Raw genomic sequence first — 25,037 nt, 5'->3', positions numbered from 1 at the left:
CAGCGCGCCTCGGCCGGGCCGCGCGGCGGCAGGGCGGAGCGGGCAGGTCATCTCGGTTCCCACGATCGGCACAACGCGGCGGTGGCCGTGCGCATTCCGGGATATCCGGCGGCGTGCGCCACACATCGCGATCTAGGCTCTCCGGTCATGGCGGGACGAGGGACTCCGGCGACCGCGCTGCTGGTCAAGCAGCGGATCGCGCACACGCTGCACTCCTACGACCACGATCCGCGGCACGACTCCTACGGCCTGGAGGCGGCCGAGGCGCTCGGGCTGGCCCCGGAGCGGGTGTTCAAGACGCTGGTGGCCGAGGTGGACGGGGCGCTGGCGGTGGGGGTGGTGCCGGTCACCGCGCAGCTGGACCTCAAGGCGCTGGCCGCGGCGCTGGGCGGCAAGAAGGCCAAGATGGCGGTGGTCGCCGACGCGGAGCGGGCCACCGGTTACGTGGCAGGCGGGATCTCGCCGTTGGGGCAGAAGAAGCGGCTGCCGCTGGTGCTGGACGACTCGGCAGGCGGCTTCGACACGATCTTCTGCAGCGCCGGGCGGCGCGGGCTGGAAGTGGAGCTCTCCCCCACTGACCTTGCCACCCTGACCAAGGCCGTGCTGGCGCCGATCGCGGCCGCCTGACCAGCGGGATCGGCGCGGGCTGGCTACGCTGCGCGGATGGCCAGGAAGTCAGTTCGGGACGCGCTGCGGCTGGACACGGTGGACCTCGCGGCGCTGGATCCGGCGAGCCGCCCGATCGGCCCGAAGTCCAAGAAGGCGGCGGCCGAGGAGCTGGCCGCCACCGGCGCCGAGCTGGCCGACCTGCAGGAGGCGCTCTACGCCGAGGACCAGCGCACGGTGCTGCTGGTGTTGCAGGGCATGGACACCTCGGGCAAGGGCGGCACCATCCGGCACGTGGTCGGGCTGGTGAACCCGCAGGGCCTGCACATCGCCTCGTTCAAGAAGCCGACCCCGGCCGAGCTCAGGCACCATTTCCTGTGGCGGGTGCGCAAGCTGCTGCCGGAGCCGGGCCGGATCGGCGTGTTCGACCGCTCGCACTACGAGGACGTGCTGGTGCCCAAGGTCGAGGGCCAGCTCACCGCGGCCGAGACGCGCGCCCGATACCGGGAGATCAACGCCTTCGAGCGCGAGCTGGCCGAGTCCGGGGTGACCGTGCTGAAGTGCTTCCTGCACATCTCGCCGGAGGTGCAGCGGGAACGGCTGCTGGCCAGGCTGGACGACCCGCGCAAGCACTGGAAGTACACCCCGGCCGACATCGACGGCCGGTCGAAGTGGTCCCGCTACCAGCAGGCCTACACCGCGGCGCTGAAGCACTGCTCGGCCACGCCCTGGTACGCGGTCCCCGCGGACCGGAAGTGGTACCGGAACTGGGCGGTGAGCCGCCTGCTGCTGGAGACCGTGCGCGAGCTGGACCCGAAGTTCCCGCCGCCCGCCTACGACATCGAGGCGGAGAAGGCCCGTTTGCTCAACGCGGACCCGCTGGCCTAGTCGAGCGGGCGCAGCACGCGGGGCAGCCAGTCGCCGACCGCGCGGTAGACGCCCTCCACGTCGGCCTTGAGGTTGTGGTCCCCGGCCAGGGTGACCAGCTCGCGGTGGTGGCCGGGTCCGGGCATGCCGAACGGGTCCTTCTCGCCCTGCACGACCAGCGCGGGCACCTCCACCGCGTCCAGCTCCGGCATCCGGGACTTCTCCGGCTTGCCCGGCGGGTGCACCGGGAAGGCGAGGCACAGCACCGCCGCCGCCTGCCCTTCGGCCGCGGTCCGGCAGGCCACCCTGGCCCCGGAGGACCGGCCGCCGAAGACCATCGGCAGGCCGTCGCACCAGCTGGTGGCCAGTTCGGCGACCACGGCCAGCCAGGCCGCGTCCAGCTGCTTGGCCGGGGCCGGCGCGCGCCGCCCGGCCACCCGGTAGGGCTGTTCGACCAGCACCACGTGCACCCCGGCCGCGGTGGCGGCCCTGGTCGCGGCGACCAGGTCGGGGGCGTCGATGCCGCCGCCCGCGCCGTGACCGAGCAGCAGCGCGGCCCTGCCCTCGGTGGCGCAGTGCAGCTCGGCCCTGGCCGGACCGTGCGGGGTGGCCAGCTCCATCCTGGTCATGGCAGCTCGAACAGGGCCTGGCCGTCGGCCTCGGCCTGCTTCTTCTTGGCCGGGGCCTTGCGTTTGGGTGCCGGGTCGAGCTGGACCGCGCCGGGCTCGACCCGGTCCATCAGCTCGGGGGTGTTGTTGCGGACGTTGTTGACCGCGGTGGACACCGGCCGCAGCTCCAGCGCCTCGATCAGCTCCGGGCTGGGCGGGGCGAGCAGGTCGGCGACCTCGGTGCGGTCCGGGTCCAGCCAGTCCGCCCACTTCTCCGGCGGCAGCAGCAGCGGCATCCGGTGGTGGATCCCGGCCAGCGGCCCGAGCGCGTCGGTGGTCAGCACCGCGCAGGTGACCAGCGGCGCCTCATCCGGCGCGCCAGGACGGCGCCAGGTGGCCCACAGCGCGGCCATGGCCAGGCTGGAGCCGTCCGGGTTGGTCACGTAGAAGGGCTGCTTGGTGCCACCCTCCTGCTGCCACTCGTACCAGCCGTCCGCGGGCATCAGGCAGCGGTAGTGCTTGACCGAGGTCCGGTACGCGGGCTTCTCCGCCGCCGTCTCGGACCTGGCGTTGATCATCTTCGCCGCGATGCCGGGATCCTTGGCCCACTTGGGCACCAGCCCCCAGCGCATCACCCGCAGGGTCCGCTCGGTGGTCTCCGGATCGGGGTTGCCCTCGGCGTCCCTGGGGTGCCGCTGCACCACCGCGATCACCGGTTTGGTCGGCGCGACGTTGTAGTCAGGGCCGCTGACCAGCCCGCCGGTCGCGTCCACCGCGCCGAACTCCTCCACCAGCCGAGCCGGGTCCTTCACCGCCGAGTACCGCCCGCACATGGTGCACACGGTACGCCGACACACCGTCACCGCCTGGCGACACCGGCGCGCCAGGCGGCCAGCAGCGGCAGTGCGACCACGAACAGCAAGCCCAGTCCGAGCCGGGTGCTCCGGTCCGCGGGCACCCAGGCCGGGCCGGGCGCCTGGGCGCCGGCCGGGACGGTCTGGGCCATGGCCTCGTCAACCTGCGCCGAGACCACCCGGCGGCGTTCCTCGGAGTTCGCCGGCAGCGGGTGCTGGGTGGCCACCCTGGTGATGCCGCCGACGCTGCCGGCGTGCTGGGCGAGCAGCACGACCCCCACCGGCGCGGTGACCACGGCCAGCGCGACCAGCGCCTTCGCGGCCATGGGCAGGCCGGTCCTGGTGACCAGCAGGGCCCCGGCGGCCAGCAGCAGCGCGGCGGCAACCGCGGCCAGCACGGTCAGCGGGGTCATCAGCAGCGTGCCGACCGAGGTGCCGAGGTGCGCCCCGGAGAGCAGCAGGGCGGTGGCCAGGCCGACCACCGGGGTGAGCAGCAGGGTGAACGCGCCAAGGGGCACCCGGGCGTCCTGGCGGCGCAGGCGGAGGCCGGCCAGCACCGGCAGGCCGAGGCCGAGCAGCAGCAGGGCGAGCTGGCCGAGCGTGGTCAGCCAGGGGTCGGTGTGCCAGAGCACGGACAGGTCCTTGCCGGGGCCGAGCGGGATCTGGGTGCCGCGGCCGGGGCCGAACTGGAAGACCTTGTCCAGGATGCCGCCGAGCCCGGCCAGGACCGGGGCGAGCGCGCCGACTGCGCCCAGCGCGCGGGCGCCGGCGGGCGCGCCGGAGTGCAGCACCATGGTCAGCACCGCGGCGCAGGCGAGCGCGATCACGGCCATGTTCAGCGGGCCGGGTGGCAACGCGGGAGTGAGGTAGAGCAGGCCGGTCAGCGGCAACAGCAGCAGGCCGGTGGCGGCGCGGGCGCGGGCCGGGGACACCGGCGGCAGGCCCTCGGCGGCCACGATGTCGGCCGGGTCGCCCAGCCGCGCGAGCGCCTCCGCCACGTCCTCGCCCTCGGCGACAGCGGCGTCCAGGTGCTCGACCAGCTCCTGGCGCAACTCGGCGCGACGGGGCGGCGGCAGGACGGCAGCGGCGCGGTCCAAGCGGGCCAGCCACTCCTCGGCGATGTGGCCTACGGCGTTCATTCGTCTCCCTCCAGAACCTGGTCCACCGCGGCGCTGAAGCTGCGCCAGTGGCGGCGGAACCCCTCCAGTGCGGTCCGGCCCTGCTCGGTCAGCTCGTAGTAGCGACGCGGCGGGCCCTGGTCCGAGGGCTGCCAGCTGGTCTCCAGCAGCTCCTCCTTCCGCAGCCTGGACAGCAGCGGGTAGATCGTGCCCTCGGTGGTGCCCAGGCCCTGCTTCGCGGCCAGCTCGCGGACCAGGTCGAAGCCGTAGCGCGGGCCCCTGGCCAGCAGGGCCAGCACACAGTGCTCGATCACGCCCCGGCGGAGCTGGGCGAGCAGCTGCGGATCTTGCGTCATGAACGCAAGGTACCTTGCGGTGCAAGATAGCGCGAACCGGATCGGGTCGAGGCTGTTCAGAGCATGTTCAGCGGCATAGGGGACGATGTGCGGGTGAACGCCACCGTCAGCACTCCGTGGTCCGCGCCGGTCGCCGAGGGGCCAGTGCGCGCGACCGTGCCGGTTCCCGGCTCGAAGTCGATCACCAACCGGGCGCTGGTGCTCGCCGCGCTCGCCGAGGACTCCTCGACCCTGCACGCGCCGTTGCGCAGCCGGGACACCCTGCTGATGGCCCAGGCCCTGCGCGCGCTGGGCGTCGGCGTGGCCGACAACCCGGCCGACGGCTCCTGGACGGTCACCCCCGCCCCGCTGGCCGGTCCGGCCGAGGTGGACTGCGGGCTGGCCGGCACGGTCATGCGCTTCCTGCCGCCGGTGGGCGTGCTGGCCGAGGGCGAGATCCGCTTCGACGGCGACCCGCACGCCCGGCTGCGCCCGATGGGCACCGTGCTGGACGCGCTGCGCGCGCTGGGCGCGGAGATCACCGGCGAGGCGCTGCCGTTCACCGTGCACGGCCAGGGCGGGCTGGGCGGCGGCGAGGTGACCATCGACGCCTCCGGCTCCTCCCAGTTCGTCTCCGGGCTGCTGCTGGCAGGCGCCCGCTACGACCGCGGCGTGATCGTCCGGCACCGCGGCAAGCCGGTGCCCTCGCTGCCGCACATCGAGATGACCGTGCGGATGCTGCGCGCCGCCGGGGTCATCGTGGACACCGCCGAGGCGGACACCTGGACCGTGCTGCCCGGCCCGGTCACCGCGCGCGACCTGGTGATCGAACCGGACCTGTCCAACGCCACCCCGTTCCTGGCCGCGGCCGCGGTCACCGGCGGCGAGGTCACCGTGCCGCACTGGCCCGCCGAGACCACCCAGGCCGGGGACGGCATCCGCGAGCTGCTGGGCCGGATGGGCTGCCAGGTGGCGCTGACCGCCGACGGCCTGACCGTGCGCGGCCCCGACCGCCTCCAGGGCATCGACGCCGACCTGCGCGACGTCTCCGAGCTGACCCCGACCGTGGCCGCGCTGTGCGCGCTCGCCGAGGGCCCGTCCCACCTGCGCGGGGTGGCGCACATCCGCGGCCACGAGACCGACCGGCTGGCCGCGCTGCGCGCCGAGCTCAGCGGCCTGGGCTGCGCGGTGGAGGAGACCGAGGACGGCCTGCGCATCAACCCCCGGCCGCTGACCGGCGGGCCCTGGCAGGCCTACGCGGACCACCGGATGGCCACCGCGGGCGCGATCCTCGGCCTGGTGGTGCCGGGTGTGCTGGTCGACGACATCCTCAGCACCACCAAGACCATCCCGGACTTCCGCGGGATGTGGTCGGCCATGCTCGGCCAGCCGGTCGGGGTCGCCGGATGATCGGGGTGGCACGGTGAAGCAGGGCTGGCGCAACCTGGACGAGTCCGATGTGCGGGTGCGCCCCGGCAAGGGCACCCGGCCGCGCAGCAAGCAGCGGCCCAAGCACGCCGACGCCGAGCAGGCCATGGTGATCACCGTGGACCGCGGCCGGTGGACCTGCGCGGTCGGCGGTGATCCCAGCCGCAAGGTGACCGCGATGCGCGCCCGCGAGCTGGGCCGCACGCCGATCGTGGTCGGTGACCAGGTGGACCTGGTCGGCGACACCTCCGGCCAGACCGACACGCTGGCCAGGATCGTCCGGGTGAGCGAGCGCAGCAGCGTGCTGCGCCGCACCGCCGACGACACCGACGACACCGAGCGGGTGGTGGTGGCCAACGCCAGCCAGCTGGTGATCGTGGTCGCGCTGGCCGACCCGCCGCCGCGCCCCGGCTTCATCGACCGCTGCCTGGTCGCCGCCTACGCGGGCAAGCTGGACCCGGTGCTGTGCCTGACCAAGGCCGACCTGGCCGGGGCGGAAGCCCTGCTCGCCGCCTACTCCGGGCTGGACCTGCGGGTGGTGGTCACCCGCTTCGACGAGGAGCCGGCCGAGCTGCGCGCGCTGCTGGCCGGACAGGTCTCCGCGCTGGTCGGCCACTCCGGCGTGGGCAAGTCCACCCTGGTCAACAAGCTGCTGCCGGGGGTGGACCGGGCCACCGGCGTGGTCAGCGGGGTCGGCAAGGGCAGGCACACCTCGACCTCCACGCTGGCCCTGCCGCTGCCGCCGGAGGTGGGCGGCTGGGTGATCGACACCCCCGGCATCCGCTCCTTCGGCCTGGCCCACGTCAAGCCGGACGACCTGGTCAAGCACTTCGACGACCTGGCCGCGACGGCCGAGGAGTGCCCGGTCAACTGCGGCCACCTCGGCCCGCCTGCCGACCCGGACTGCGCGCTGGAGACCCTGCTCGCGCAGGGCGGGCCGACCGCGGACCGGATCGTCTCGCTACGCAGGCTGCTGGTCTCCCGCGCGGGCAAGGACGAACTGGCCGACTGACCCGAGCTAACCGACCGGCTAACGCGGCGGCTAGTTCGGCGACAGCGAGGCGTCAGCGGGTTTCTTTAGGTTCTTCTCCAGGGGGAACACCAGCAGGCTCGCCGGCCGTAACCGGTCGGCTGCTGGGGGGAGGGCAGCGGTACGGCGCCTGCGACGACCAGGGGGGACGTCGTGGCGTCGTACTGCGCGCCCGGCACAGTCTTCTGGGGGGAACACGGATGCGTCCACTGCTGCTCGCCGTCGCGGGCGCATTTCTGCTGACCGGCTGCACGAGCGCCCCGCCCGCGCCGGCCGGACTGCCCAAGATCGGCAATGTCGCGGAGTTCGCGGCCAAGGTCAACGGCGCGATGCTGGCCAAGAAGACGGCGAGCCACCACGGTGTGTTCATCGACCCGGACAGCGCCAAGTTCAGCGTGCGGTACCAGGGCCGGCTCCGGCTGGCGCCCGGCGGGCAGGTGGACTCCTACTTCGCCGCCGAGGCGACCCCCTGGCCGTTCACCGTGGTCACGGTGCCGGAGGGCACGTTCGTCTGGTCCAAGGAGAGCGCCGAGGACCACCAGTCGCAGCCGTGGCTCCAGGCCCGCGGCGACGACGACCCCGAGCTGGCCTACACCGCTGAGCCGCTGAAGCGCGGCATGTCCTGGCTGACCGAGCCGAGCAGGCAGCTCGGCCTGCTGGGCTCGATCGGCACGCTGGACAGCGCCGCTGACGACGAGCTGAACCGCAGGCGCACGGTCAAGTACACCTTCACCGTCGACCTGCGCCGGGCCGCCGAGGCGACCACCGACCGGACCGCCAAGGCCCGGCTGACCGACCGGGCCGACAAGGGCTGGACCACCGCCAAGCACGAGGTCTGGCTGGACGCCGACCACCTGCCGGTGCGCTGGTGGGTGCAGCAGACCCGCGAGGGCAGCACGCCGGCCACCACGGACATCCAGTACCAGGACTGGGGCAAGCCGGTCGAGATCGCGGCCCCGCCCGCGAACCAGATCCGCTGACCCGGTCACAAAAACCACCGAAGGACACCCCATGCGCACCACCCTGCTCGCGGCAGCCGCGAGCGCCCTCACCCTGACCGCGCTCGCCGCCTGCTCCGGTGGCTCGCCCGCCGCCCAGTCCCCCGCGCCCACCTCAAGCTCGGCCGCAGCGGCCAAGCTGGCCAGCCCGGCCGAGCTCGCCACCGCGGTCAACGCGGCCATGCTGGCGAAGAAGACGGTCCACCTCAGCGTCGCGGCCACCGACTCGCGTAAGCCCGACAAGGCGACCGAGACCAAGACCCAGCTCCTCTTCGAGAGCGGCGGCCGGGTCTCCTCCGCGATGGTCGCCAAGGAGGAAGGCAAGACCATGACGGTCGTGCGGCTGCCCACGGAGTGGTACCTGAACAGTCCGGACCAGGAGGAGGAGACCCCCGGCAAGCCGTGGCGGCTGATCAAACCCGACAGCGAGGACTCCTTCTCGAAGATCATGTCGGTGGTCGTGCTGAAGTTGACCGAGCTGAGCGATCCAAGCCGGGGCATCGTGCACTTCGCCGCGGCCGGGCAGCTCGACTCCTCGGCCGCCGAGCCGGTCGACGGCGTGGCCGCCACCCGCTACACGGTCACCGTCGACTACGCCAAGGCCGCCGCGGCGACCTCGGACAAGCAGGCCAAGGCCAGTCTGGAGTCGAAGGTCAAGCTCAACCGGAACGCCATGAAGCACGAGATCTGGCTGGATGCGAACAACCTGCCGCTGCGCTGGCGGGCCACCGAGACCGGCAAGGTCGAGTTCACCACCACCCTGGACGCCAAGTTCCAGGACTGGGGCAAGCCGGTGGACGTCGCCGCACCCCCGCTCGCTCAGCTCGGCCAGTCCAGCTGAGACAACGCGAAACGGCCCGCCGCGATCGGATCGCGGCGGGCCGTTCGTCGTTGTGGGGGCTCAGCCCATGTGCGGGTACCCGGTCGCCGTCGGCGGCACGAAGGTCTCCTTGATCGAGCGCGGGCTGGTCCAGCGCAGCAGGTTCAGCACCGAACCGGCCTTGTCGTTGGTGCCGGAGCCGCGGCTGCCGCCGAAGGGCTGCTGGCCGACCACCGCGCCGGTGGGCTTGTCGTTGACGTAGAAGTTGCCCGCCGCGAAGCGCAGCGCCCGGTGCGCCTGCTCGATCGCGGTGCGGTCGGTGGCGAAGACGGCGCCGGTGAGCGCGTACGGGGTGGAGTTGTCAGCCAGCTCCAGCACCTTGGCGTAGTCGGCGTCCTCGTAGACGTGCACCGCGATGATCGGCCCGAAGTACTCGGTGGTGAACACCTCGTTCATCGGGTCGGTGCCGACCAGCACCGTCGGCTGCACGAAGTAGCCGACCGAGTCGTCGCAGGTGCCGCCGGCCAGCACCTCGATGGTCGGGTCGGCCGCGGCCTTGGCCAGCGCGTCCTTGTGCTTGGCGAAGGCCCGCGCGTCGATCACCGCGCCGCCGAAGAAGCTGAAGTCGGTGACGTCGCCGTAGGTGATCTGCTTGGTCAGGTCGGCGATCTGCTCGCGCAGGCCGCCCTCCCACAGCGAGCGCGGCAGGTAGGCGCGGCTGGCCGCCGAGCACTTCTGGCCCTGGTACTCGAACGCGCCGCGGACCACGCCGACGGCCACCGCGGTCGGATCGGCCGAGGGGTGCGCGACGATGAAGTCCTTGCCGCCGGTCTCACCGACCAGGCGCGGGTAGCTGCGGTAGTTGTCCAGGTTGCCCGCGATGTTCTGCCACAGCGCCTTGAAGGTCGCGGTGGAGCCGGTGAAGTGCAGCCCGGCGAACTCGGGGTCGGTCAGCGCGACCTCGCTCACCGCGTGCCCGTCACCGGTGACCAGGTTGATCACGCCGGCGGGCAGGCCCGCTGCCTCCAGCAGCCGCATGGTGTGGTGCGCGGCCAGCTGCTGGGTCGGCGAGGGCTTCCACACCACGGTGTTGCCCATCAGCGCGGGCGACAGCGGCAGGTTGCCGGCGATGGCGGTGAAGTTGAACGGGGTGATCGCGACGGTGAAGCCGTCCAGCGGGCGGTGGTCGAACCGGTTCCACATGCCCGGCGCGGAGATCGGCTGCTCGGCGATCAGCTGGCGGCCGAACTGCACGTTGAAGCGCAGGAAGTCGATGAACTCGCAGGCGGCGTCGATCTCGGCCTGCTGGGCCGACTTGGACTGGCCGAGGATGGTGGCCGCGTTGATGGTGTCCCGCCACGGGCCCGCCAGCAGGTCGGCGGCGCGCAGCAGCACCGCGGCCCGCTCGTCGAAGGGCAGGTCGCGCCACGCCGGGGCGGCCTCCTTGGCCGCGCGCACCGCGGCGGCCACGTCGTCCTTGGTGGCCTGCGCGGTGACGCCCAGCACGTGCTGGTGGTCGTGCGGCTGGACCACCTTGACCTGCTCGCCACCGGCCATCCGCTGCTGACCACCGATGGTCATGGTCAGTTCGAGCTGCTCGGCCTCCAGCTCGGCGATCCGCCGCTGGAGCGAGGCACGCTCGGGAGAGCCGGGCGCGTAGCCGCGAACGGGCTCGTTCACCGGGGCCGGGACGGACGTGATGGCGTCCATGGTGTGGCGCCTCCTTGCGCAGACATGGGACGGGTCGGTACGGCCCATCCTTACATCCGTACCGGCAGGTAACCGCCCACCCCGGCGTGAGATTGAACGCCCGGTAGCCCGTTTCAGTTACATCAGTTCCAGCAGGAACGGCAGCTCCTGGGTGGCGTACCACTGGAGCTCGTGGTCCTCGGCCTCACCGAGCAGGAACTCCGCGTCCGGATCGCCCATGTCGGCCGCGTCCACCACGCCGGAGGCGTCCCGGACCGCGTCCTCGGCGTCGGCCCCGTCCACGTGCACCGCGGCCACCGCCGACAGCGGCACCACGCCGGGCAGCTTCACCACCGCGTAGTCCAGGTCGGGCCGCAGCGTGACGCCCTCCACGTCGGCGGAGATCACCGCGCGGCGCAGCGGCGGCTTGTCCCCGTTCTCCAGCTCGGCGGCGAGCAGCCGGAGCGAGGCGCGCCCGGCCTCGGTCATCGCCGCGTACTCCAGTTCCTCGGTGTCGCCTGCCGCGTAGGACTCCCGCAGCATCGGGGTGAGCGCGAAGGCCGTCTGGCCGATCGCGAAGATCTCGCCCTGCTCCACCAGCTTGCGCAACATCGGCACCGTCGCCGGGATGTAGACCCTCATGCCGAGACCGCTCCCACCAGTTCCTCCAAGGACTCCTCGACCATGCTCGCGAGCACGTCCACATCCGACATGGCGTCCCGGTCGGCGTTGAGTCCGAAGTAGACACCGCCGTCGTAGGAGGTGACCCCGATGGACAGTGCCTGGTTCATCGCCAACGGGACGACCGGGAACATCTCCATCATCCTCGCTCCCGCGGCATACAGCGGGACCTGCGGCCCCGGCACGTTGGTCACCACCAGGTTGAAGATCCGCCGGGAGAAGGAGCTGGCCGCGCGGGCGCCCAGCGCGTGCAGGGTGGGCGGGGCGAACCCGGACAGCCGGACCAGCGCGTCCGCGGCCACCGACTGGCCGGACTCCTGGTGCGCGCGCATGGCGTGGCTGACGTGGTGCAGCCGGACCACCGCGTTCGGCTCGCCCACCGGCAGGTCCAGCAGGTACGAGGACACCTTGTTGCCCGCGACACCGCTGCCGGCCCCGCTGTCGCCGCCCTCGGTCTCCCTGATCGAGAGCGGCACCATGGCGCGGATGGTGGTGGAGGAGGTGACCGCCTCGCCCCTGGAGAGCAGCCAGGTGCGCAGCGCGCCGGTCAGCACGGTGAGGATCACGTCGTTGACCGTGCCGCCGTGACGGCGGCGCACCGCGCGGTAGTCCTCCAGCCGGGTGCGGGCCACCGCGTACCGGCGCTGGGTGCCGATCCGGGAGTTCAGCGGGCTGCCGGGGGCCGGGCGGTAGGCGGTGCCCAGCGCGGAGGCCAGGCCGCCGACCGCGTCGCCCACCTTGCGCACGGTGGCCGCGGCGTCCAGCGCGGCCGCCCGCATGTTCTCCACCAGCTCGCCCGGTCGCTGCACTATCTCGGCCATCGCGTCCAGCACCAGCTGCGCGGTGCTCGGCTCGGGCTGCGGCATCCACAGCTCCTCGCCGCCTTTGCGGGGCGAGGGCGAGACGTCCAGGATCACCTGGGTCAGGTCGATCGCGCCCGCGCCGTCCACCATCGCCTGGTGCGTCTTGGTGATCACCGCGGCCCGGTTCTTGGCCAGGCCCTCGACCAGGTAGACCTCCCACAGCGGGCGGGTGTGGTCCAGTGGCCGGGACATCAGCCTGGCGACCAGCTCGTGCAGCTGGTGCTCGCTGCCCGGCTTGGGCAGGGCGGAGCGGCGCACGTGGTAGGTGATGTCGAAGTCGGGGTCGTCGGTCCACACCGGCCGGGCCAGCCTGCCCGGCACCTGGGTGACCCGCTGCCGGTAGCGCGGCACCAGGCCGAGCCGCTGCTCGATCAGGCCGACCAGCCGGTCGTAGTCGAAGCCCGAGCGCGGCCTGCGGAAGACGGCCACCCCGCCCACGTGCATGGGCGTCGTCGAGTCCTCCAGGTAGAGGAAGGACGCGTCCAGGGCAGACAACCGGTCGGGCATGTCAGCGATCCTGGCACACCCAGGGGCAGGAGCGGACCGGTGATCACATCTGCTGAACGCGTAACCTGTGCCTTCGTGCAACCTGCTGTGTCCCCGAAAGATCGGTTCGTCACCGTCTACGGCCGCAAACCCGTGCTGGAGGCGCTGGCCGACGACCGGCTCGAGGTCGACAAGGTCATGCTCGCCGACAACGCCCGCGGTCCGGCCGCCCAGGAGATCCTGGCCGCGGCCGCCAGGCGCGGGGTGCCGGTGCAGCGGGCCACCGCGCAGCGGGTGAAGGTGCTGGCCGGCAACGGCAAGCAGGACCAGGGTGTGCTGGCCGACGTGGTCGCCACCCGGATGCGCCCGCTCAGCGCCGCGCTCTCGGCCGGACGGCTGCCCGACTCGGTGCTGCTGCTGGACGGGGTCACCACCCCGGCCAACGTGGGCATGATCCTGCGCGCGGCCACCGCGGCCGGGATCGGCGGCATCGTGGTGCCGCGCCGGGGCGTGGCCAGCATCGACCCGCTGGTGGTGAAGGCATCGGCCGGAGTGGCCTTCCACGCGCCGATCCTCAAGACGGCCACCGCGGGCGAGGCGGCAGGCGAGCTGCGCGCGGCCGGGTATCGGTTGTTCGGCATGGACGCCGGCGCCAAGGACACCCTGTTCACCGCGAACTTCCCGCGCCGGGTCGCCTTCGTCATGGGCGGGGAGACCGCTGGCCTGTCGCCGGAGGTCTCCCGGCAGGTGCACGGCTGGGTGTCGATCCCGATGGCCGGCGGGGTGGAGTCGCTGAACGTGGCCACCGCCGCGGCCGTGCTCTGCTTCGAGTTGGTCAGACGGGGATCTCACTGAGCCTGGCCTACCGTGGGGCCCGTGCGTGCGAGCCGTGAACTGCTGACCGCCCTGGTCCCGCTGGCCGTGGCCGGTGCGGTGCTGGCGGGCTGCATGAACGTCATCCCCGGCACCGCGGAGCTGCCGGACAACATCGCGCTCTCCCCCACCAACCGCACCGGCACCCCCACCCAGCGGGCGCCGGCGGGCTCGGTGGCGCCGCAGACGCTGGGCTCGGTGCCGCTGGTGACCGGGGTGGTCGCGGACGAGTGCCTGCTCACCGCGGAAGAGTTCACCACCATGATCGACAAGCCGACCCGGACCGGCCGCAACGCCGTGGTCGAGCTGGAGGGCCAGGGTCCGGCGCGCAGCTGCTACTACGACGCCGCCGACGGCGACCGGTACAGCGGCTGGATCAACATCTACGGCTCGGCCGGGCCCAGCACCCCCGACCTGATCAACCGGATCAACCAGAACGTCCTGATCAGCCGCAAGCTGGAGGGCGTCGGCCTGTCCGCGGTCTACCACCCGGCCGCGCAGATCCCCGACGGCGGCACGATCTACGTGGCCACCGAGAAGTACCTGGTGGAGATCAGGCTGAAGACGGTCATCGCCGACGACCAGAAGCTCATCGACGCGGCCAAGGCGGCACTGGGCCGCCTACCCGCCTAGCTCGCGGCCGAACAGGGTTTCCAGCTCCGCCACGGTGCCGGCCACGGTGGTGTGGTGCACGCCGACCATGCCGGTGGCCGCGGCCGCGCGCACGTTGACCCGCAGGTCGTCCACGAACACGCACTGACCGGGCTCGAGCCCCAGCCGGTCCGCGGTCAGCCGGTAGACCCGCTCGTCCGGTTTGGCGATGCCCACCTCGCCGGAGAGCACCATGGCGTCGAACAGCGCGCCGAACGGGCTGTCCGGATCCGGCCCCGGCCCCTCGGCGTTGGACAGCAAGGCGGTCCGCAGCCCGGCCGCCCGTGCCCTGCGCAGCACGCCGAAGAGCGGGGGTTCGGCGGCGGCGGGGTCGTCGCCCCAGTCGGTGAGCACGCCGCCGTAGTCGACGAGCAGTGCGACAAGGTCCACGCGGGTCACCCTAAATCACCTTGCCGGGTGCTCCCGGTATCCCGGGCCGCCCGGTCCGCTCTGTTCGGCATGCGATGCGAGCAACTGCCGCGGCCCCGGCTGCACCGGCTGGACCGGGTGATCCCGGCGCCCCGCTTCCACGACGCGAGCCAGCTGGCCCTTGACCTGTGGCGGCCCGCGCCACCGCCGCCGGATCCCCGGCGGGAGATGGTGTGGCGGTTGTTCGTGGTGGCGCTGGAGGTGCTGGGCGGGCACCGGCCGCTGTGGCAGCTGCGGCCGATGGTGAGCAGGCGGGTGTTCGAGGCGTTCCTGGCCCGGCCACACCGGGGCCCGGTGAGCTACCGGCTGCGGACGGTGCACGTGAGCTCGCCGGTGTGGCAGGTGATCGAGGCCAACGGAACGGCCTCCGGTGGCGGGCGGGTGCGGGCGATCGCGGGACGGCTGGAGCGGCGCGGGGAGGAGTGGCTGGCCACCGCGCTGGCGCTGTTGTGAGCAAGACGAACGCGGCACCCGGTCCTGGTGGGGACCGGGTGCCGCGTGCGGTTCGGGTCAGCGCTTGCCGGGCCGGTCGGCCGCGGTCGCGGCCTGCCGGCGTCGGCTGGGCGTTACCGGCGGCGCTTCTTGTTGGCGGCGCGGGCGGCGGCGCGGCGTTCGCGGCGGGTGCCGCCCTGGTCGTCGTCCTCAGCGTCGCCGTGGGACTCCACGCCGCCGTCCTCGGCCGGGCCGGAGTAGGTCAGGTGCTGCTGACCGGGGCCGCCGAGTCCCTTGCCGCGCAGGGCGGGCGGGATCTGGTTGCCCGCGTCGAGCTGGCTCATCGCCGGGCCCGCGGGAGCTTCCATCGGCTGGATGACCGGGAGGATGGTGGTCGGCGGGCCGTTGTCGATCTCGGGCTCCGGCTGCTGCCCGGGAGCATCCTCCGGCTCCACCGCCTCGACCTGCAGGTTGAACAGGAAGCCGACCGACTCCTCCTTCAACGCGTCCAGCATCGCGTTGAACATGTCGAAGCCCTCGCGCTGGTACTCGATCAGCGGGTCGCGCTGGGCCATCGCGCGCAGGCCGATGCCCTCCTTGAGGTAGTCCATCTCGTAGAGGTGCTCGCGCCACTTGCGGTCCAGCACCGACAGCAGCACCCGGCGCTCCAGCTCGCGCATCGCGCCCTCGCCGACCCGGCTGTCGATGTCGGCCTCGCGCTCGCGGTAGGCCTTGAGGATGTCGTCGACGACCAGCTGGGTCAGCTTCTCCTTGTCGAGGTCCTCTTCCTCCTCAAGGATCTGCTTCCAGTCCAGCGAGATCGGGTACAGCGTCTTCAGCGCCGTCCACAGCTGCTCGAGGTCCCAGTCCTCGGAGTAGCCGCCGGAGGTGGCGCCCTCGACGTAGGCGGTCGCCGTGTCGGTGATCATGTTGGTGATCTGCTCCTGGAGGTCCTCGCCCTCCAGCACCCGGCGGCGCTCGGCGTAGATCACCGTGCGCTGCTTGTTCATGACCTCGTCGTACTTGAGGACGTTCTTGCGGATCTCGAAGTTCTGCTGCTCGACCTGGGTCTGCGCGCTCTGGATGGCCTTGCTGACCATCTTCGCCTCGATCGGCACGTCCTCCGGCACCTTCAGCCTGGTCATCACCATCTCGACCATGCTGGCGTTGAACCGCCGCATCAGCTCATCGCCCAGCGACAGGTAGAACCGGGACTCGCCGGGGTCGCCCTGACGGCCGGAGCGGCCACGCAGCTGGTTGTCGATGCGGCGGGACTCGTGCCGCTCGGTGCCCAGCACGTACAGCCCGCCCGCGTCGCGGACCTCCTCGGCCTCGGCCTTGACGGCCTCCTTGGCCTCCTCGACCGCCTGCGGGTAGAGCTTGTCGTACTCCTCCGGCGTGGTCACCGGATCCAGGCCGCGGGCGCGCAGCTCCATGTCGGCCATGAACTCGGGGTTGCCGCCGAGCATGATGTCGGTGCCTCGACCGGCCATGTTGGTGGCCACCGTGACCGCGCCCTTGTGCCCGGCGAGGGCGATGATCGCCGCCTCCCGCTCGTGGTGCTTGGCGTTGAGCACCTCGTGCGGGATGCCCTTCTGCACCAGCAGCTTGGACAGGTACTCCGAGCGCTCCACCGAGGTGGTGCCGACCAGCACCGGCTGGCCCTTCTCGTGCCGCTCGGCGATGTCCTCGGCGACCGCCTCGAACTTGGCCGCCTCGGTCTTGTAGATCAGGTCGCCCTGGTCCTTGCGCTGCATCGGCCGGTTGGTCGGGATGGGCACCACGCCGAGCTTGTAGATCTGGTGCAGCTCGGCCGCCTCGGTCTGGGCGGTGCCGGTCATGCCGGAGAGCTTGTCGTAGAGGCGGAAGTAGTTCTGCAGGGTGATCGTGGCCAGGGTCTGGTTCTCGGCCTTGATCTCCACCTTCTCCTTGGCCTCGATGGCCTGGTGCATGCCCTCGTTGTAGCGGCGACCGGCCAGCACGCGGCCGGTGAACTCGTCCACGATCAGGACCTCGCCGTCGCGGACGATGTAGTCCTTGTCGCGCAGGAAGAGTTCCTTGGCCTTGATCGCGTTGTTGAGGTAGCCCACCAGCGGGGTGTTGGCCGCCTCGTACAGGTTCTCGATGCCCAGCTGGTCCTCGACGAAGGTGACGCCCTCCTCCGAGACGCCGACGGTGCGCTTGCGCTCGTCGACCTCGTAGTGCACGTCCTTCTTCATCAGCGGGATGATCCGGGCGAACTCCTGGTACCAGCGCGAGGACTGGTCAGCCGGGCCGGAGATGATCAGCGGCGTCCTGGCCTCGTCGACCAGGATGGAGTCCACCTCGTCGACGATGGCGTAGTTGTGGCCGCGCTGGACGCACTCCTCCAGGCTCCAGGCCATGTTGTCGCGCAGGTAGTCGAAGCCGAACTCGTTGTTCGTGCCGTAGGTGATGTCCGCGTGGTAGGCGGTCCGGCGCTGGTCCGGGGTCATCGAGGACAGGATCGCGCCGACCTCCAGGCCGAGGAAGCGGTGCACGCGGCCCATCCACTCCGCGTCGCGCTTGGCCAGGTAGTCGTTGACCGTGACCACGTGCACACCCTTGCCCGCGATGGCGTTGAGATAGGCGGGTGGCACACAGGTCAGGGTCTTGCCCTCACCGGTCTTCATCTCCGAGATCTGGCCGAGGTGCAGCGCCGCGCCGCCCATGAGCTGGACGGTGTAGTGCCGCTGGCCGAGCACCCGCTTGGCTGCTTCACGGGCGACCGCGAAGGCCTCCGGGAGCAGCTCGTCCAGGGACTCGCCGTCGGCGTGGCGTTTTTTGAACTCCTCGGTCTTCCCCCGCAGCTCGGCGTCGGACAGGTCGACGACATCGTCCTCCAGGGAGTCGATGTGTGTCGCGATCGAGCGGAGCCGCTTGAGCGTCTTGCCTTCGCCGGCGCGGAGCAGTCGGGACAGGACCATCCGAGGTCGACCTCACTAGCTGATCGGATGCGCCCCTGGACAGGACGCCTTGATGTCATCGTAGGCAACCAGCCAACACCGGCTGCCATGAACTCCAGAAAACCAGAAACCCGGCAGCCTGCCCAGAGTGCGCCAATACGGTGTTCGACGACCTCCGCCCGTCGGTAGACAACGGATGGCCCCCGTGCGGCGTTCAGCCGAACGGGGGCCATCGGATGGCTGGCGGAGTTGGGGAGGGAGGTCAGGCGAGGCGGATGACGCCGTAGTCGAAGCCGCGACGGCGGTAGACGACGCTCGGTCGTCCGCTGTCGGCGCAGGCGAACAGGTAGAAGTCGTGTCCGACCAGTTCCATCTCGTAGAGGGCCTGGTCGACGGTCATGGGCTTGGCCGGGTGCTCCTTTTCCCTGACCACGCGTCCTGGCAGGTACTCCTCGTACTGGTCGCTGTCCCAGCGCTGCTCAGGCACCTGGGCGTCGCCGGAGGGGAGGTCGGTGGCCTCCAGCAGCGCGGTCCTGGACCGCTGCGCCTGGCCGTTTCCGGCGGAATGGTCGATCTCGTGCACGAGGGTGGCGGCGGTGGCCGCGGTCGCCTCGGCCACGGACTTCGGGGCGTGCCTGCCGTGGTGCACACGGCGGCGGTCGTGGGCTTTGCGGAGCCTGCCTTCCAGCTTGCTCACGGCGGCGTCGAGGGCGGCGTAGAAGTCGCCCGCGCATGCTTCGGCCCGGATGACAGGGCCTCGACCCTTACCGGTAATCTCTACCCGCTGACAGTTCTTCATCTGCCTGCGGTTGGGCTCGTGGAAGAGCTCGACGTCGAAGCTGATAACTTTCCTGTCGTAACGTCCGAGCCGGGAGAGCTTGTCGGCAACGTGCTCCCGGTAGTGATCAGGCACCTCGACGTTACGGCCCTTGACGACGATGTCCATACACGACCTCCCTTGCGTCGCGCGGTGTTGCCAGAAAAGCGGTCATTGCGGCGCCGATAACTGACGGAGGTTGTCAGCTCCCTGCCGGCGCCAGGTCCATGGGCTGTTCGCCTCCTCCCCAAGCCCGGAGTCGCTGATAGCGGAGCACGTTAGCCCTGGTTCCCCGAAGGCAACAGCCCCCTGTACGGAGGACGTCAATCCCCCGCACGCCGTGACTGTGCGCGACCAAACAGGGGCCAGAGCTGGCCAGCGGTGGTGCTCGAAGATCACCCAGGTGATCGCCAAACCCTCCTCACCATCACTCGATCGGGGGATGGGATTGCAGACCGTTGTCTGAAGTCCCAGTGCTCCGAACGGGGGGTTCCTCGGGCTCATACTCCGCAAACGGCTCACCCCGTCCAGAGGTTCCGCGACCCGCCGACCTGCTGGTTTTTCTCAGTGTTTTCTTGGGGTCCAGCTCTGGTTCAAGGCGGCCGGGCGGTCCGGTCAGGGCGAGCAGCCCGGTCACCCGCAACCCCGCGGCGCGCAGCACGCCGGTGCAGACGGCCGCGGTCGCGCCGGTGGTGACAACGTCGTCAACGAGCAGCACCGGCGTGCCTGGCGGTGGGGACCATCGCCCGCTCAGGTGTACCCGGTTCCGCAGGTTGGCCAACCGCTCATCCGGCCTGAGCCCAACAGAGTCTGTTGCCGTTCTGTCGAGTCCCAGGATGGGGAGTGCGCTCGCTCGTTCGAGGTGCGTGGCGATGCTCGCGGTGAGCCTGAGCATGTGCGAGCCACCCCTTGCCCTGGCCGCCGCACTCCGGGAGGGTGCGGGCACCAGCCACCAGTGGCCCTCGGAATCCGGGCTGCCGCGGGGCAGCCGGGGTATCGCGGCGGCCAGCGCGGCCCCCAGCCCGGCGGCCAGGTCGCGCCTGCGGCGTTCCTTGTAGGCCAGCACGGTGGCCCTGGCCGAGCCGGAATATTCCGCCACCACGTGCACGGGCGGCAGCCGGGGCAGGCCGAGCCGCACCCGGTACAGGCCAGCGAAGCGGGCCCGGCAGGGCAGGCACCACGGCGTGCCGGTGCGGCGGCAGCCCGCGCACACGCGGGGCAGCAGGAGGTCGAGCAGGGCGGTGAGCACCCGTTCAGCCTGCGCCAGATCACCGAGCCGTGGGGCGCGCTGTCCACAGGGCGCTGGTTGTCCCCAAACCGCAGGTCAGCCGGGGTAGAACGGGACCACGTCGAAGGGCAGGCTCGGTGAGACCTGGCTCCACAGCTCATCCGGTCCCTGGGACTGCCACAGCCCGCGCCGGTCCGCGACCACGATGTTGCGGCCGGGCGCGGCGGTGATCGCGGTGAACCCGGGCGAAAGGTTGGTGGACTGGAACCGTTCCCAGGACTGCCCGTCGGCCTGCACCCGCAGCACCTGCCCTGAGCTGCCGCCGGTGGCCACCACCATCTGGTCGGCCTGCCACCAGTCCACGCCGACCACGTTGGGCAGCGCCCCGGCGGCCACCTGGCGGACCGCGCGGATCGCGGTGGTCTCGCCCTCCTTGACCACCGAGCCGACCACCAGCCTGCCGTCGGCCACCGCCGCGATCCGGATGCCGTCCCTGGACAGCCGCAGGTCGGTGACCGGCCCCAGCTTGGTCAGCTCGTCCGCGCTGACCCGCTGCGGCTTCCAGACCCCGCCGGACTCCACCACCCGCATGACCGTGCTGTGGTCGACCACCGTCCACAGCTCAGGGCCCTCCGGCCGCCAGGTCGGCCTGGTCAGCTCGTTGGCAGGCAGGCTCACCTGGCGCAGCGCGGTCGGCGCGCCCACCCGCAGCGCCACGTTGTCGCCGGAGCGGGCCACCACGGCCAGCCGGTCCCCCTTGGGCGACTGGGCCGCGGTCACCACGGACAGCTCGCCGCCGCCCGCCGGGCCGGGGAACGGCTCGCCGCCGGGCAGGTACCGGACCGCGCCGTTGACCACGGCCAGGTAGTTGGTCTCCGGGCTCAGCGTGAAGTTGTGCTCGTACTTGGACACGTCGCCGGGGCGCCACTCCTGCTTGTCCGGGATCATGGACACGCCGTCGCTCTGCAGCTTGATCCGGTTGTTGGACACCGACTGCAGGGAGAGCACCACCTGCGCGGCGACCAGCTGCCGGTCCTCCTTGGACACCTCGTTGAGCCCGGTCAGGTTGACCGACATCGCGCCCTGGTTGTCCTCGGTGACGTTGGTGTCCAGGTTCACCCCGCCGGGCAGCGCGCTGCGCACGGCGGTGCGCAGCGCGGCCGATGGGCCGCCGATCAGCAGCTCCATGGTGCGCTGCGGCAGGGTGTTGTTCGGGCGCAGCGGCAGGTAGCGGGCGTCCCGGACGATCGAGGTGCCGCTGGGGTCGAAGAAGGCCAGCCGGACCTGCTTGTAGTTGGCGTCCATGTCGGTGCGGGCGACCAGGATCTCCGCCGGCGGCTCCTGGATCCGCCACTGGCCGTCCTTCTGCTTGGCCACCTTCACCGGCAGTTCGAGGTCCAGTGGCTCCTGACCGGGCACGAAGGCGTTGTCCGTGCCGAGCTGGCCGATCCGGCGGCCGCGCACGGTCACCGTCTGGGTGTCGCCGACCCCGCCGTCGGTGGTCACCTGGGTGTTGAAGTTGTCCTCGATGACGGTCAGCTGCCGGTTGGCGTCCCAGGACTTGTCCAGCGGCGGCACCAGGTACTGCCTGGCCTCGGCCCTGCTGCCCTCCGGCTTGCCGGAGGCGCCGATGAAGTTGCGGACCAGGTTGGCCGGGTCCTCGCCGCCCTGCGGACCGGCAGGCGTGGAGGTGCGGGTGATGTCCCCGGTGGCGGTGCTGAGCGGTTTGGGCGCGGTGTACTCGGGGATGGCGGCGCAACCGGTGCTCAGCAGCACGCCGCCGATGGCGCACAGCGCCAGCAGTCGCCGGGTCATTCGCGCTGGTCCTCGTCTCCTCCGCGGCCCAAGGCCGCCGCGACCGCCTGCGGACGGCCACCGCCGGGCAGCGGCGGGGGCAGTGGCAGCGGGCTGCCGCTGTGCAGCTCGATGTCCTGCCTGCGGGGCAGCGTCAGCCGGAAGCAGGCGCCCTCGCCCAGCTCACCCCACGCCTCCAGTCTGCCACCGTGCAGGTGCGCGTCCTCGATGCTGATCGACAACCCGAGTCCGGTTCCGCCGGTCTGCCGGTCCCGCGAGGGGTCGGCGCGCCAGAAGCGGGTGAACACCAGCTCGGCCTCGCCCGGTCGCAGGCCGACCCCGAAGTCCCGCACGGTGAAGGCGATCGCGTTCCGGTCGGCGGCCAGCTGCAGCTGGACCGGGCGGCCCTCGCCGTGGTCGATCGCGTTGGCCAGCAGGTTGCGCAGGATGCGTTCCAGCCTGCGCGCGTCCACCTCGGCGGTGACCTCCTCGGCAGGCAGGTACAGCTCGACCGGCACCCCGGCCTTGCCGGAGATCACCCGGACCGAGTCGACCGCGCGCTGCACGATGCTGCGCACGTCCATGGCGTCCACGGACAGGTCGGCGACCCCGGCGTCCAGGCGGCTGATCTCCAGCAGGTCGGCCAGCAGCGCCTCGAACCGGTCCAGCTCGGCGACCAGCAGCTCGGTGGAGCGGGCCAGGCCCTGCGGGAACTGCTCGCGGGAGGCGTGCAGCACGTCGGCGGCCATCCGGACCGTGGTCAGCGGGGTGCGCAGCTCGTGCGAGACGTCGGAGGTGAACCGGCGCTGGAGCTGGCCGAACTCCTCCAGCTGCTGGATCTGGCGTTGCAGGCTGGCGGCCATCTCGTTGAAGGAGTCGGCCAGCCTGGCCACGTCGTCCTCGCCGATGGCGTGCATGCGCTCGTCCAGCTTGCCGTCGGCGAAGCGCTCGGCGACCTCGGCGGCCTGCCGCACCGGGCGGACCACCTGCCTGGTCACCAGGTTGGTGATGCCGGCCAGCAGGAACAGCAGCACCAGGCCGCCGATGCCCAGGGTGGACTGCACCACCGCGACGGTGCGCTGCTCGGCGGTGAGCGGGAAGAGCAGGTAGAGCTGGAGCGCGCGGCCCGCGCTGGCCACCGGCAGGCCGACCACGAGCAGGGTGACCCGGCCGGAGTCCCTGGTCACCGTGCTGATCTGGGTGGCCTTGCCGTCCTGCTGGACGACGTCGCGCAGCCGGCTGGGCACGTCGTTGATCTGCCCGGCATAGGCGGGCCGCGCGCCAGGCGCGACCGGCGCGGCGCCGTCGACCAGCACCGGCTCGAAGGCGCCAGCGGCCGGGTTGGCCACGTCGCGTTCCAGCGAAGGGCTGGTCAGTTTGGTCAGCGCGCTGGCCAGCCGCTGCCCGAGCAGCTCGGTGTTGGCCGGGTCGACCGCCAGCAGCTCCCGCTGCACCACCTCGGCGCTGCGGAAGGCCTGCGCGATCGCCGCGTTCTCCTTGGCGTTCATCAGCCGGTCGGTGACCTGGGTCTGCAGCACGATGCCCAGCACGAACACCACGGCGGAGGACAGCGCGAGGGTACTCACCACGACCCGCAGCTGCAGCGAACGTCGCCACAGCGCGGCGAAGGCCAGCCAGCGTCGCCGACCCTGGTACGCCAGGCGCTTGCACCTGCGGACCAGGGTCGGGAACCGACGTTGGAGGGCCGTCACGACCGTCCACACAGGACGGTCCCGGCGGCACGCCTCACGGCGGACCGGCCTTGTACCCCACGCCGCGGACGGTCAGCACGACCTCCGGGCGTTCCGGGTCCTTCTCCACCTTCGAGCGCAGTCGCTGGACGTGCACGTTCACCAGCCTGGTGTCCGCCGCGTGCCGATAACCCCACACCTGTTCCAGGAGCACCTCGCGGGTGAACACCTGGCGCGGCTTGCGGGCCAGCGCGACCAACAGGTCGAACTCCAGCGGGGTCAGCTGGATGGCCTTCCCCTCCCTGGTGACCTCGTGGCCTGGCACGTCGATGGTCAGATCGCCGATGGAGAGCACCTCGGCCGGTTCGGCCTCGGTCCTGCGAAGCCTGGCCCGGATCCGCGCGACCAGCTCCTTCGGCTTGAACGGCTTCACCACGTAGTCGTCGGCCCCGGACTCCAGGCCGAGGACGATGTCCACGGTGTCGCTCTTGGCTGTGAGCATGACGATGGGGATGCCCGACTCGGACCTGATGGCCTTGCAGACGTCGATGCCGTTCATTCCTGGCAGCATCAGGTCCAGCAGGACAAGGTCCGGTTTGAGCTCGCGGAGTGCGGGCAGTGCCCGCGTCCCGTCCCCGACGACGGCGGTGTCGAAGCCTTCCCCGCGGAGCACGATGGTCAACATCTCCGCCAGCGCAGGGTCGTCATCCACCACGAGTACGCGCGCCTTCATTGGCCACATGTTTCCACTGCCCGCTACCCGGGTGCGAACCACCCGTTGACCATTGCCGCCGTTTGCAGACCCGTTCGTTATCGACCGACCTTCCGACAGGCCGATCGACTGCCCGATCGGACGGTTACCCAGAGTTATTCGCGTATGCCTGTCCATCACGACCTCCCGCCCGACGGGCCCGGCATCGTTGCCGCTCACCGCCTACAGCGCTCGCCCATTGCCCCGCGTTACCGATTTGCGACCAATCGAGTCAACTTTGTCAACCCTTCAGGGAGTAAGTTGAAGTTTGAACTACCAGTGGAGGGAACTCTGATGGCCATCCGGCGTCTCAACCACGCAGTCCTCTACGTCCGCGACGTGACCCGCAGCCAGGCCTTCTACCAGGACGTACTCGGTTTCCGAGTGGTGCACCAGCTCCCTGGCGCGGCCTTCCTGCAGGCACCCGAGTCGGACAACGACCACGACCTGGGCCTGTTCCAGATCGGCGACCACGCCGGCCCGTCCACCGCGGGCCGCACCAGCGTGGGCCTCTACCACCTGGCCTGGTCGGTGAACACGCTCACCGAGCTGGCCGACTACGCGGAGCGCCTGCGCGCGGCAGGAGCCCTGGTCGGCGCCTCGGACCACATCACCACCAAGGCCCTCTACGCCAAGGACCCGGACGGCCTGGAGTTCGAGGTCTCCTGGCTGGTCCCCCTGGCCAAGGTCACCGAAGACATGCGAGCCCACCCCAAAACCCTCCCCCTGGACCTGGACCAGGAAATCACCCGATGGGGTGGCGACCTGGTAGGCGCGCTCTAGCGGGAGCGAGGGGGAAGGGGCGAGCGCAGGGCAGATCAGGGCCGGGGCGGGACCGGAGCTAGGGCAGGCCAGCCAGGGCCGAGCCAGGGCTGACAGGCCGGGACCGGACGGGGCACGGCTCGCGCAGCTTCACCCACCGGCCAACTTTTCGCGAAAGAGGCGTGGCGCGCCAGCGACACGCCGGGCTCTTGACCAGGCGACGGGTCTGATTTTTTCGCGTCGTGGGGGGGGGGGGGCCGGGCCGCCGCCGAGGGGAGGGGGGGGCGGGGGGGGGGGCGACG

24 protein-coding genes are annotated in these 25,037 nt (G+C 71.5%); 10 read left to right on the top strand and 14 right to left on the bottom strand.

Going from position 1 to position 25,037, the window contains the following annotated elements; translation table 11 throughout:
- Nucleotides 1–147 precede the first annotated feature (147 nt).
- Entirely contained in the window at nt 148–627 is a 480-nt protein-coding gene (ybaK, locus tag ACWDY5_RS06110) for a Cys-tRNA(Pro) deacylase (RefSeq protein WP_449721197.1), read from the top strand.
- 36 nt (nt 628–663) lie between these two features.
- Nucleotides 664–1,494 carry a PPK2 family polyphosphate kinase gene (locus tag ACWDY5_RS06105; RefSeq protein ID WP_449721196.1) on the top strand — a complete coding sequence of 277 codons (831 nt, stop codon included), beginning with the start codon at nt 664–666 and terminating at the stop codon, nt 1,492–1,494.
- Here ACWDY5_RS06105 and ACWDY5_RS06100 read toward each other — a convergent pair.
- From ACWDY5_RS06100 to ACWDY5_RS06085, 4 genes are read right to left on the bottom strand one after another with little or no spacing between them, the layout of a single operon-like run.
- Complete coding sequence (locus tag ACWDY5_RS06100; RefSeq protein ID WP_449721195.1) at nt 1,491–2,102, bottom strand: alpha/beta hydrolase family protein; 612 nt, start codon at nt 2,100–2,102, stop codon at nt 1,491–1,493. The genes ACWDY5_RS06105 and ACWDY5_RS06100 overlap by 4 nt on opposite strands.
- A complete protein-coding gene (locus ACWDY5_RS06095; RefSeq protein WP_449721194.1) occupies nt 2,099–2,914 on the bottom strand; it encodes an SOS response-associated peptidase in 816 nt (271 codons plus the stop codon). Before ACWDY5_RS06095 ends, ACWDY5_RS06100 begins: the two co-directional genes overlap by 4 nt.
- 26 nt (nt 2,915–2,940) lie before the next feature.
- Entirely contained in the window at nt 2,941–4,074 is a 1,134-nt protein-coding gene (locus ACWDY5_RS06090) for an HAAS signaling domain-containing protein (RefSeq protein WP_449721193.1), read from the bottom strand.
- Nucleotides 4,071–4,409, bottom strand: a complete 339-nt coding sequence (locus ACWDY5_RS06085; RefSeq protein WP_283663171.1) for a PadR family transcriptional regulator — start codon at nt 4,407–4,409, stop codon at nt 4,071–4,073. Before ACWDY5_RS06085 ends, ACWDY5_RS06090 begins: the two co-directional genes overlap by 4 nt.
- Before the next feature lie 93 nt (nt 4,410–4,502).
- Here ACWDY5_RS06085 and aroA point away from each other — a divergent pair, with 93 nt between their 5' ends.
- From aroA to ACWDY5_RS06065, 4 genes are all read left to right on the top strand, one after another.
- Nucleotides 4,503–5,798, top strand: coding sequence for a 3-phosphoshikimate 1-carboxyvinyltransferase (aroA, locus tag ACWDY5_RS06080; protein ID WP_449721192.1), 1,296 nt, complete (start codon nt 4,503–4,505; stop codon nt 5,796–5,798).
- Nucleotides 5,799–5,811: 13 nt separating this feature from the next.
- Nucleotides 5,812–6,828, top strand: coding sequence for a ribosome small subunit-dependent GTPase A (rsgA, locus tag ACWDY5_RS06075; RefSeq protein ID WP_449721191.1), 1,017 nt, complete (start codon nt 5,812–5,814; stop codon nt 6,826–6,828).
- Nucleotides 6,829–7,046: 218 nt separating this feature from the next.
- Nucleotides 7,047–7,826, top strand: coding sequence for a hypothetical protein (locus tag ACWDY5_RS06070; protein ID WP_449721190.1), 780 nt, complete (start codon nt 7,047–7,049; stop codon nt 7,824–7,826).
- Nucleotides 7,827–7,857: 31 nt separating this feature from the next.
- Entirely contained in the window at nt 7,858–8,685 is an 828-nt protein-coding gene (locus ACWDY5_RS06065; protein ID WP_449721189.1) for a hypothetical protein, read from the top strand.
- A gap of 60 nt (nt 8,686–8,745) precedes the next feature.
- Here ACWDY5_RS06065 and pruA read toward each other — a convergent pair whose 3' ends face one another.
- From pruA to ACWDY5_RS06050, 3 genes are all read right to left on the bottom strand, one after another.
- Complete coding sequence (gene pruA, locus ACWDY5_RS06060) at nt 8,746–10,374, bottom strand: L-glutamate gamma-semialdehyde dehydrogenase (RefSeq protein ID WP_283663166.1); 1,629 nt, start codon at nt 10,372–10,374, stop codon at nt 8,746–8,748.
- A gap of 117 nt (nt 10,375–10,491) precedes the next feature.
- A complete protein-coding gene (locus tag ACWDY5_RS06055) occupies nt 10,492–10,995 on the bottom strand; it encodes a DUF6912 family protein (protein WP_449721188.1) in 504 nt (167 codons plus the stop codon).
- Nucleotides 10,992–12,404 (bottom strand): WS/DGAT/MGAT family O-acyltransferase, encoded by a 1,413-nt coding sequence (locus tag ACWDY5_RS06050; RefSeq protein WP_449721187.1) that lies wholly within the window; start codon nt 12,402–12,404, stop codon nt 10,992–10,994. The genes ACWDY5_RS06055 and ACWDY5_RS06050 overlap by 4 nt, the downstream gene beginning before the upstream one ends.
- A gap of 75 nt (nt 12,405–12,479) precedes the next feature.
- Between ACWDY5_RS06050 and ACWDY5_RS06045 the strand changes: the two genes are divergently transcribed.
- Both ACWDY5_RS06045 and ACWDY5_RS06040 read left to right on the top strand, forming a co-directional pair.
- Nucleotides 12,480–13,238 carry a TrmH family RNA methyltransferase gene (locus tag ACWDY5_RS06045; RefSeq protein WP_252484254.1) on the top strand — a complete coding sequence of 253 codons (759 nt, stop codon included), beginning with the start codon at nt 12,480–12,482 and terminating at the stop codon, nt 13,236–13,238.
- Between the two features lie 21 nt (nt 13,239–13,259).
- Nucleotides 13,260–13,889: a hypothetical protein gene (locus tag ACWDY5_RS06040; RefSeq protein WP_449721186.1), complete on the top strand. Its 630-nt coding sequence runs from the start codon at nt 13,260–13,262 to the stop codon at nt 13,887–13,889.
- Here the strand turns inward: ACWDY5_RS06040 and ACWDY5_RS06035 are convergent.
- Entirely contained in the window at nt 13,878–14,297 is a 420-nt protein-coding gene (locus tag ACWDY5_RS06035) for an HAD-IA family hydrolase (RefSeq protein ID WP_449721185.1), read from the bottom strand. The two genes, ACWDY5_RS06040 and ACWDY5_RS06035, sit on opposite strands and share 12 nt — an antisense overlap.
- Nucleotides 14,298–14,366: 69 nt before the next feature.
- Between ACWDY5_RS06035 and ACWDY5_RS06030 the strand changes: the two genes are divergently transcribed.
- Nucleotides 14,367–14,789: an Rv3235 family protein gene (locus ACWDY5_RS06030; protein WP_449721184.1), complete on the top strand. Its 423-nt coding sequence runs from the start codon at nt 14,367–14,369 to the stop codon at nt 14,787–14,789.
- 113 nt (nt 14,790–14,902) lie between these two features.
- On the opposite strand, the gene secA is transcribed toward ACWDY5_RS06030, so the two are convergent.
- The 6 genes from secA to mtrA form a co-directional block, all read right to left on the bottom strand.
- Nucleotides 14,903–17,713 carry a preprotein translocase subunit SecA gene (gene secA / locus ACWDY5_RS06025; RefSeq protein ID WP_449721183.1) on the bottom strand — a complete coding sequence of 937 codons (2,811 nt, stop codon included), beginning with the start codon at nt 17,711–17,713 and terminating at the stop codon, nt 14,903–14,905.
- 241 nt (nt 17,714–17,954) lie between these two features.
- Entirely contained in the window at nt 17,955–18,638 is a 684-nt protein-coding gene (gene hpf, locus ACWDY5_RS06020; RefSeq protein WP_449721182.1) for a ribosome hibernation-promoting factor, HPF/YfiA family, read from the bottom strand.
- Nucleotides 18,639–18,936: 298 nt separating this feature from the next.
- Nucleotides 18,937–19,758, bottom strand: coding sequence for a ComF family protein (locus ACWDY5_RS06015; protein WP_449721181.1), 822 nt, complete (start codon nt 19,756–19,758; stop codon nt 18,937–18,939).
- Between the two features lie 75 nt (nt 19,759–19,833).
- Nucleotides 19,834–21,552, bottom strand: coding sequence for an LpqB family beta-propeller domain-containing protein (locus ACWDY5_RS06010; RefSeq protein ID WP_449721180.1), 1,719 nt, complete (start codon nt 21,550–21,552; stop codon nt 19,834–19,836).
- Nucleotides 21,549–23,243: an MtrAB system histidine kinase MtrB gene (gene mtrB / locus ACWDY5_RS06005; RefSeq protein WP_449721179.1), complete on the bottom strand. Its 1,695-nt coding sequence runs from the start codon at nt 23,241–23,243 to the stop codon at nt 21,549–21,551. The genes ACWDY5_RS06010 and mtrB overlap by 4 nt, the downstream gene beginning before the upstream one ends.
- Nucleotides 23,244–23,277: 34 nt before the next feature.
- Entirely contained in the window at nt 23,278–23,955 is a 678-nt protein-coding gene (gene mtrA / locus ACWDY5_RS06000) for an MtrAB system response regulator MtrA (RefSeq protein ID WP_283663156.1), read from the bottom strand.
- A 312-nt stretch (nt 23,956–24,267) separates the two neighbouring features.
- On the opposite strand from mtrA, the gene ACWDY5_RS05995 reads away from it, so the two are divergent.
- Nucleotides 24,268–24,756, top strand: a complete 489-nt coding sequence (locus ACWDY5_RS05995) for a VOC family protein (protein ID WP_283663155.1) — start codon at nt 24,268–24,270, stop codon at nt 24,754–24,756.
- Nucleotides 24,757–25,037: the final 281 nt, after the last annotated feature.

This window comes from Crossiella sp. NPDC003009, from assembly GCF_053591555.1.
This window is presented reverse-complemented; position numbering and strand designations above follow the sequence as displayed.

Excerpts from the sequence above, each read along its gene's own strand:
- ybaK (WP_449721197.1), top strand. The coding sequence starts at position 148 with ATGGCGGGACGAGGGACTCCGGCGACCGCGCTGCTGGTCAAGCAGCGG.
- ACWDY5_RS06105 (WP_449721196.1), top strand. The coding sequence starts at position 664 with ATGGCCAGGAAGTCAGTTCGGGACGCGCTGCGGCTGGACACGGTGGAC.
- ACWDY5_RS06100 (WP_449721195.1), bottom strand. The coding sequence starts at position 2,102 with ATGACCAGGATGGAGCTGGCCACCCCGCACGGTCCGGCCAGGGCCGAG.
- ACWDY5_RS06095 (WP_449721194.1), bottom strand. The coding sequence starts at position 2,914 with ATGTGCGGGCGGTACTCGGCGGTGAAGGACCCGGCTCGGCTGGTGGAG.
- ACWDY5_RS06090 (WP_449721193.1), bottom strand. The coding sequence starts at position 4,074 with ATGAACGCCGTAGGCCACATCGCCGAGGAGTGGCTGGCCCGCTTGGAC.
- ACWDY5_RS06085 (WP_283663171.1), bottom strand. The coding sequence starts at position 4,409 with ATGACGCAAGATCCGCAGCTGCTCGCCCAGCTCCGCCGGGGCGTGATC.
- ACWDY5_RS06070 (WP_449721190.1), top strand. The coding sequence starts at position 7,047 with ATGCGTCCACTGCTGCTCGCCGTCGCGGGCGCATTTCTGCTGACCGGC.
- ACWDY5_RS06065 (WP_449721189.1), top strand. The coding sequence starts at position 7,858 with ATGCGCACCACCCTGCTCGCGGCAGCCGCGAGCGCCCTCACCCTGACC.
- pruA (WP_283663166.1), bottom strand. The coding sequence starts at position 10,374 with ATGGACGCCATCACGTCCGTCCCGGCCCCGGTGAACGAGCCCGTTCGC.
- ACWDY5_RS06055 (WP_449721188.1), bottom strand. The coding sequence starts at position 10,995 with ATGAGGGTCTACATCCCGGCGACGGTGCCGATGTTGCGCAAGCTGGTG.
- ACWDY5_RS06050 (WP_449721187.1), bottom strand. The coding sequence starts at position 12,404 with ATGCCCGACCGGTTGTCTGCCCTGGACGCGTCCTTCCTCTACCTGGAG.
- ACWDY5_RS06030 (WP_449721184.1), top strand. The coding sequence starts at position 14,367 with ATGCGATGCGAGCAACTGCCGCGGCCCCGGCTGCACCGGCTGGACCGG.
- secA (WP_449721183.1), bottom strand. The coding sequence starts at position 17,713 with ATGGTCCTGTCCCGACTGCTCCGCGCCGGCGAAGGCAAGACGCTCAAG.
- hpf (WP_449721182.1), bottom strand. The coding sequence starts at position 18,638 with ATGGACATCGTCGTCAAGGGCCGTAACGTCGAGGTGCCTGATCACTAC.
- ACWDY5_RS06010 (WP_449721180.1), bottom strand. The coding sequence starts at position 21,552 with ATGACCCGGCGACTGCTGGCGCTGTGCGCCATCGGCGGCGTGCTGCTG.
- mtrA (WP_283663156.1), bottom strand. The coding sequence starts at position 23,955 with ATGAAGGCGCGCGTACTCGTGGTGGATGACGACCCTGCGCTGGCGGAG.
- ACWDY5_RS05995 (WP_283663155.1), top strand. The coding sequence starts at position 24,268 with ATGGCCATCCGGCGTCTCAACCACGCAGTCCTCTACGTCCGCGACGTG.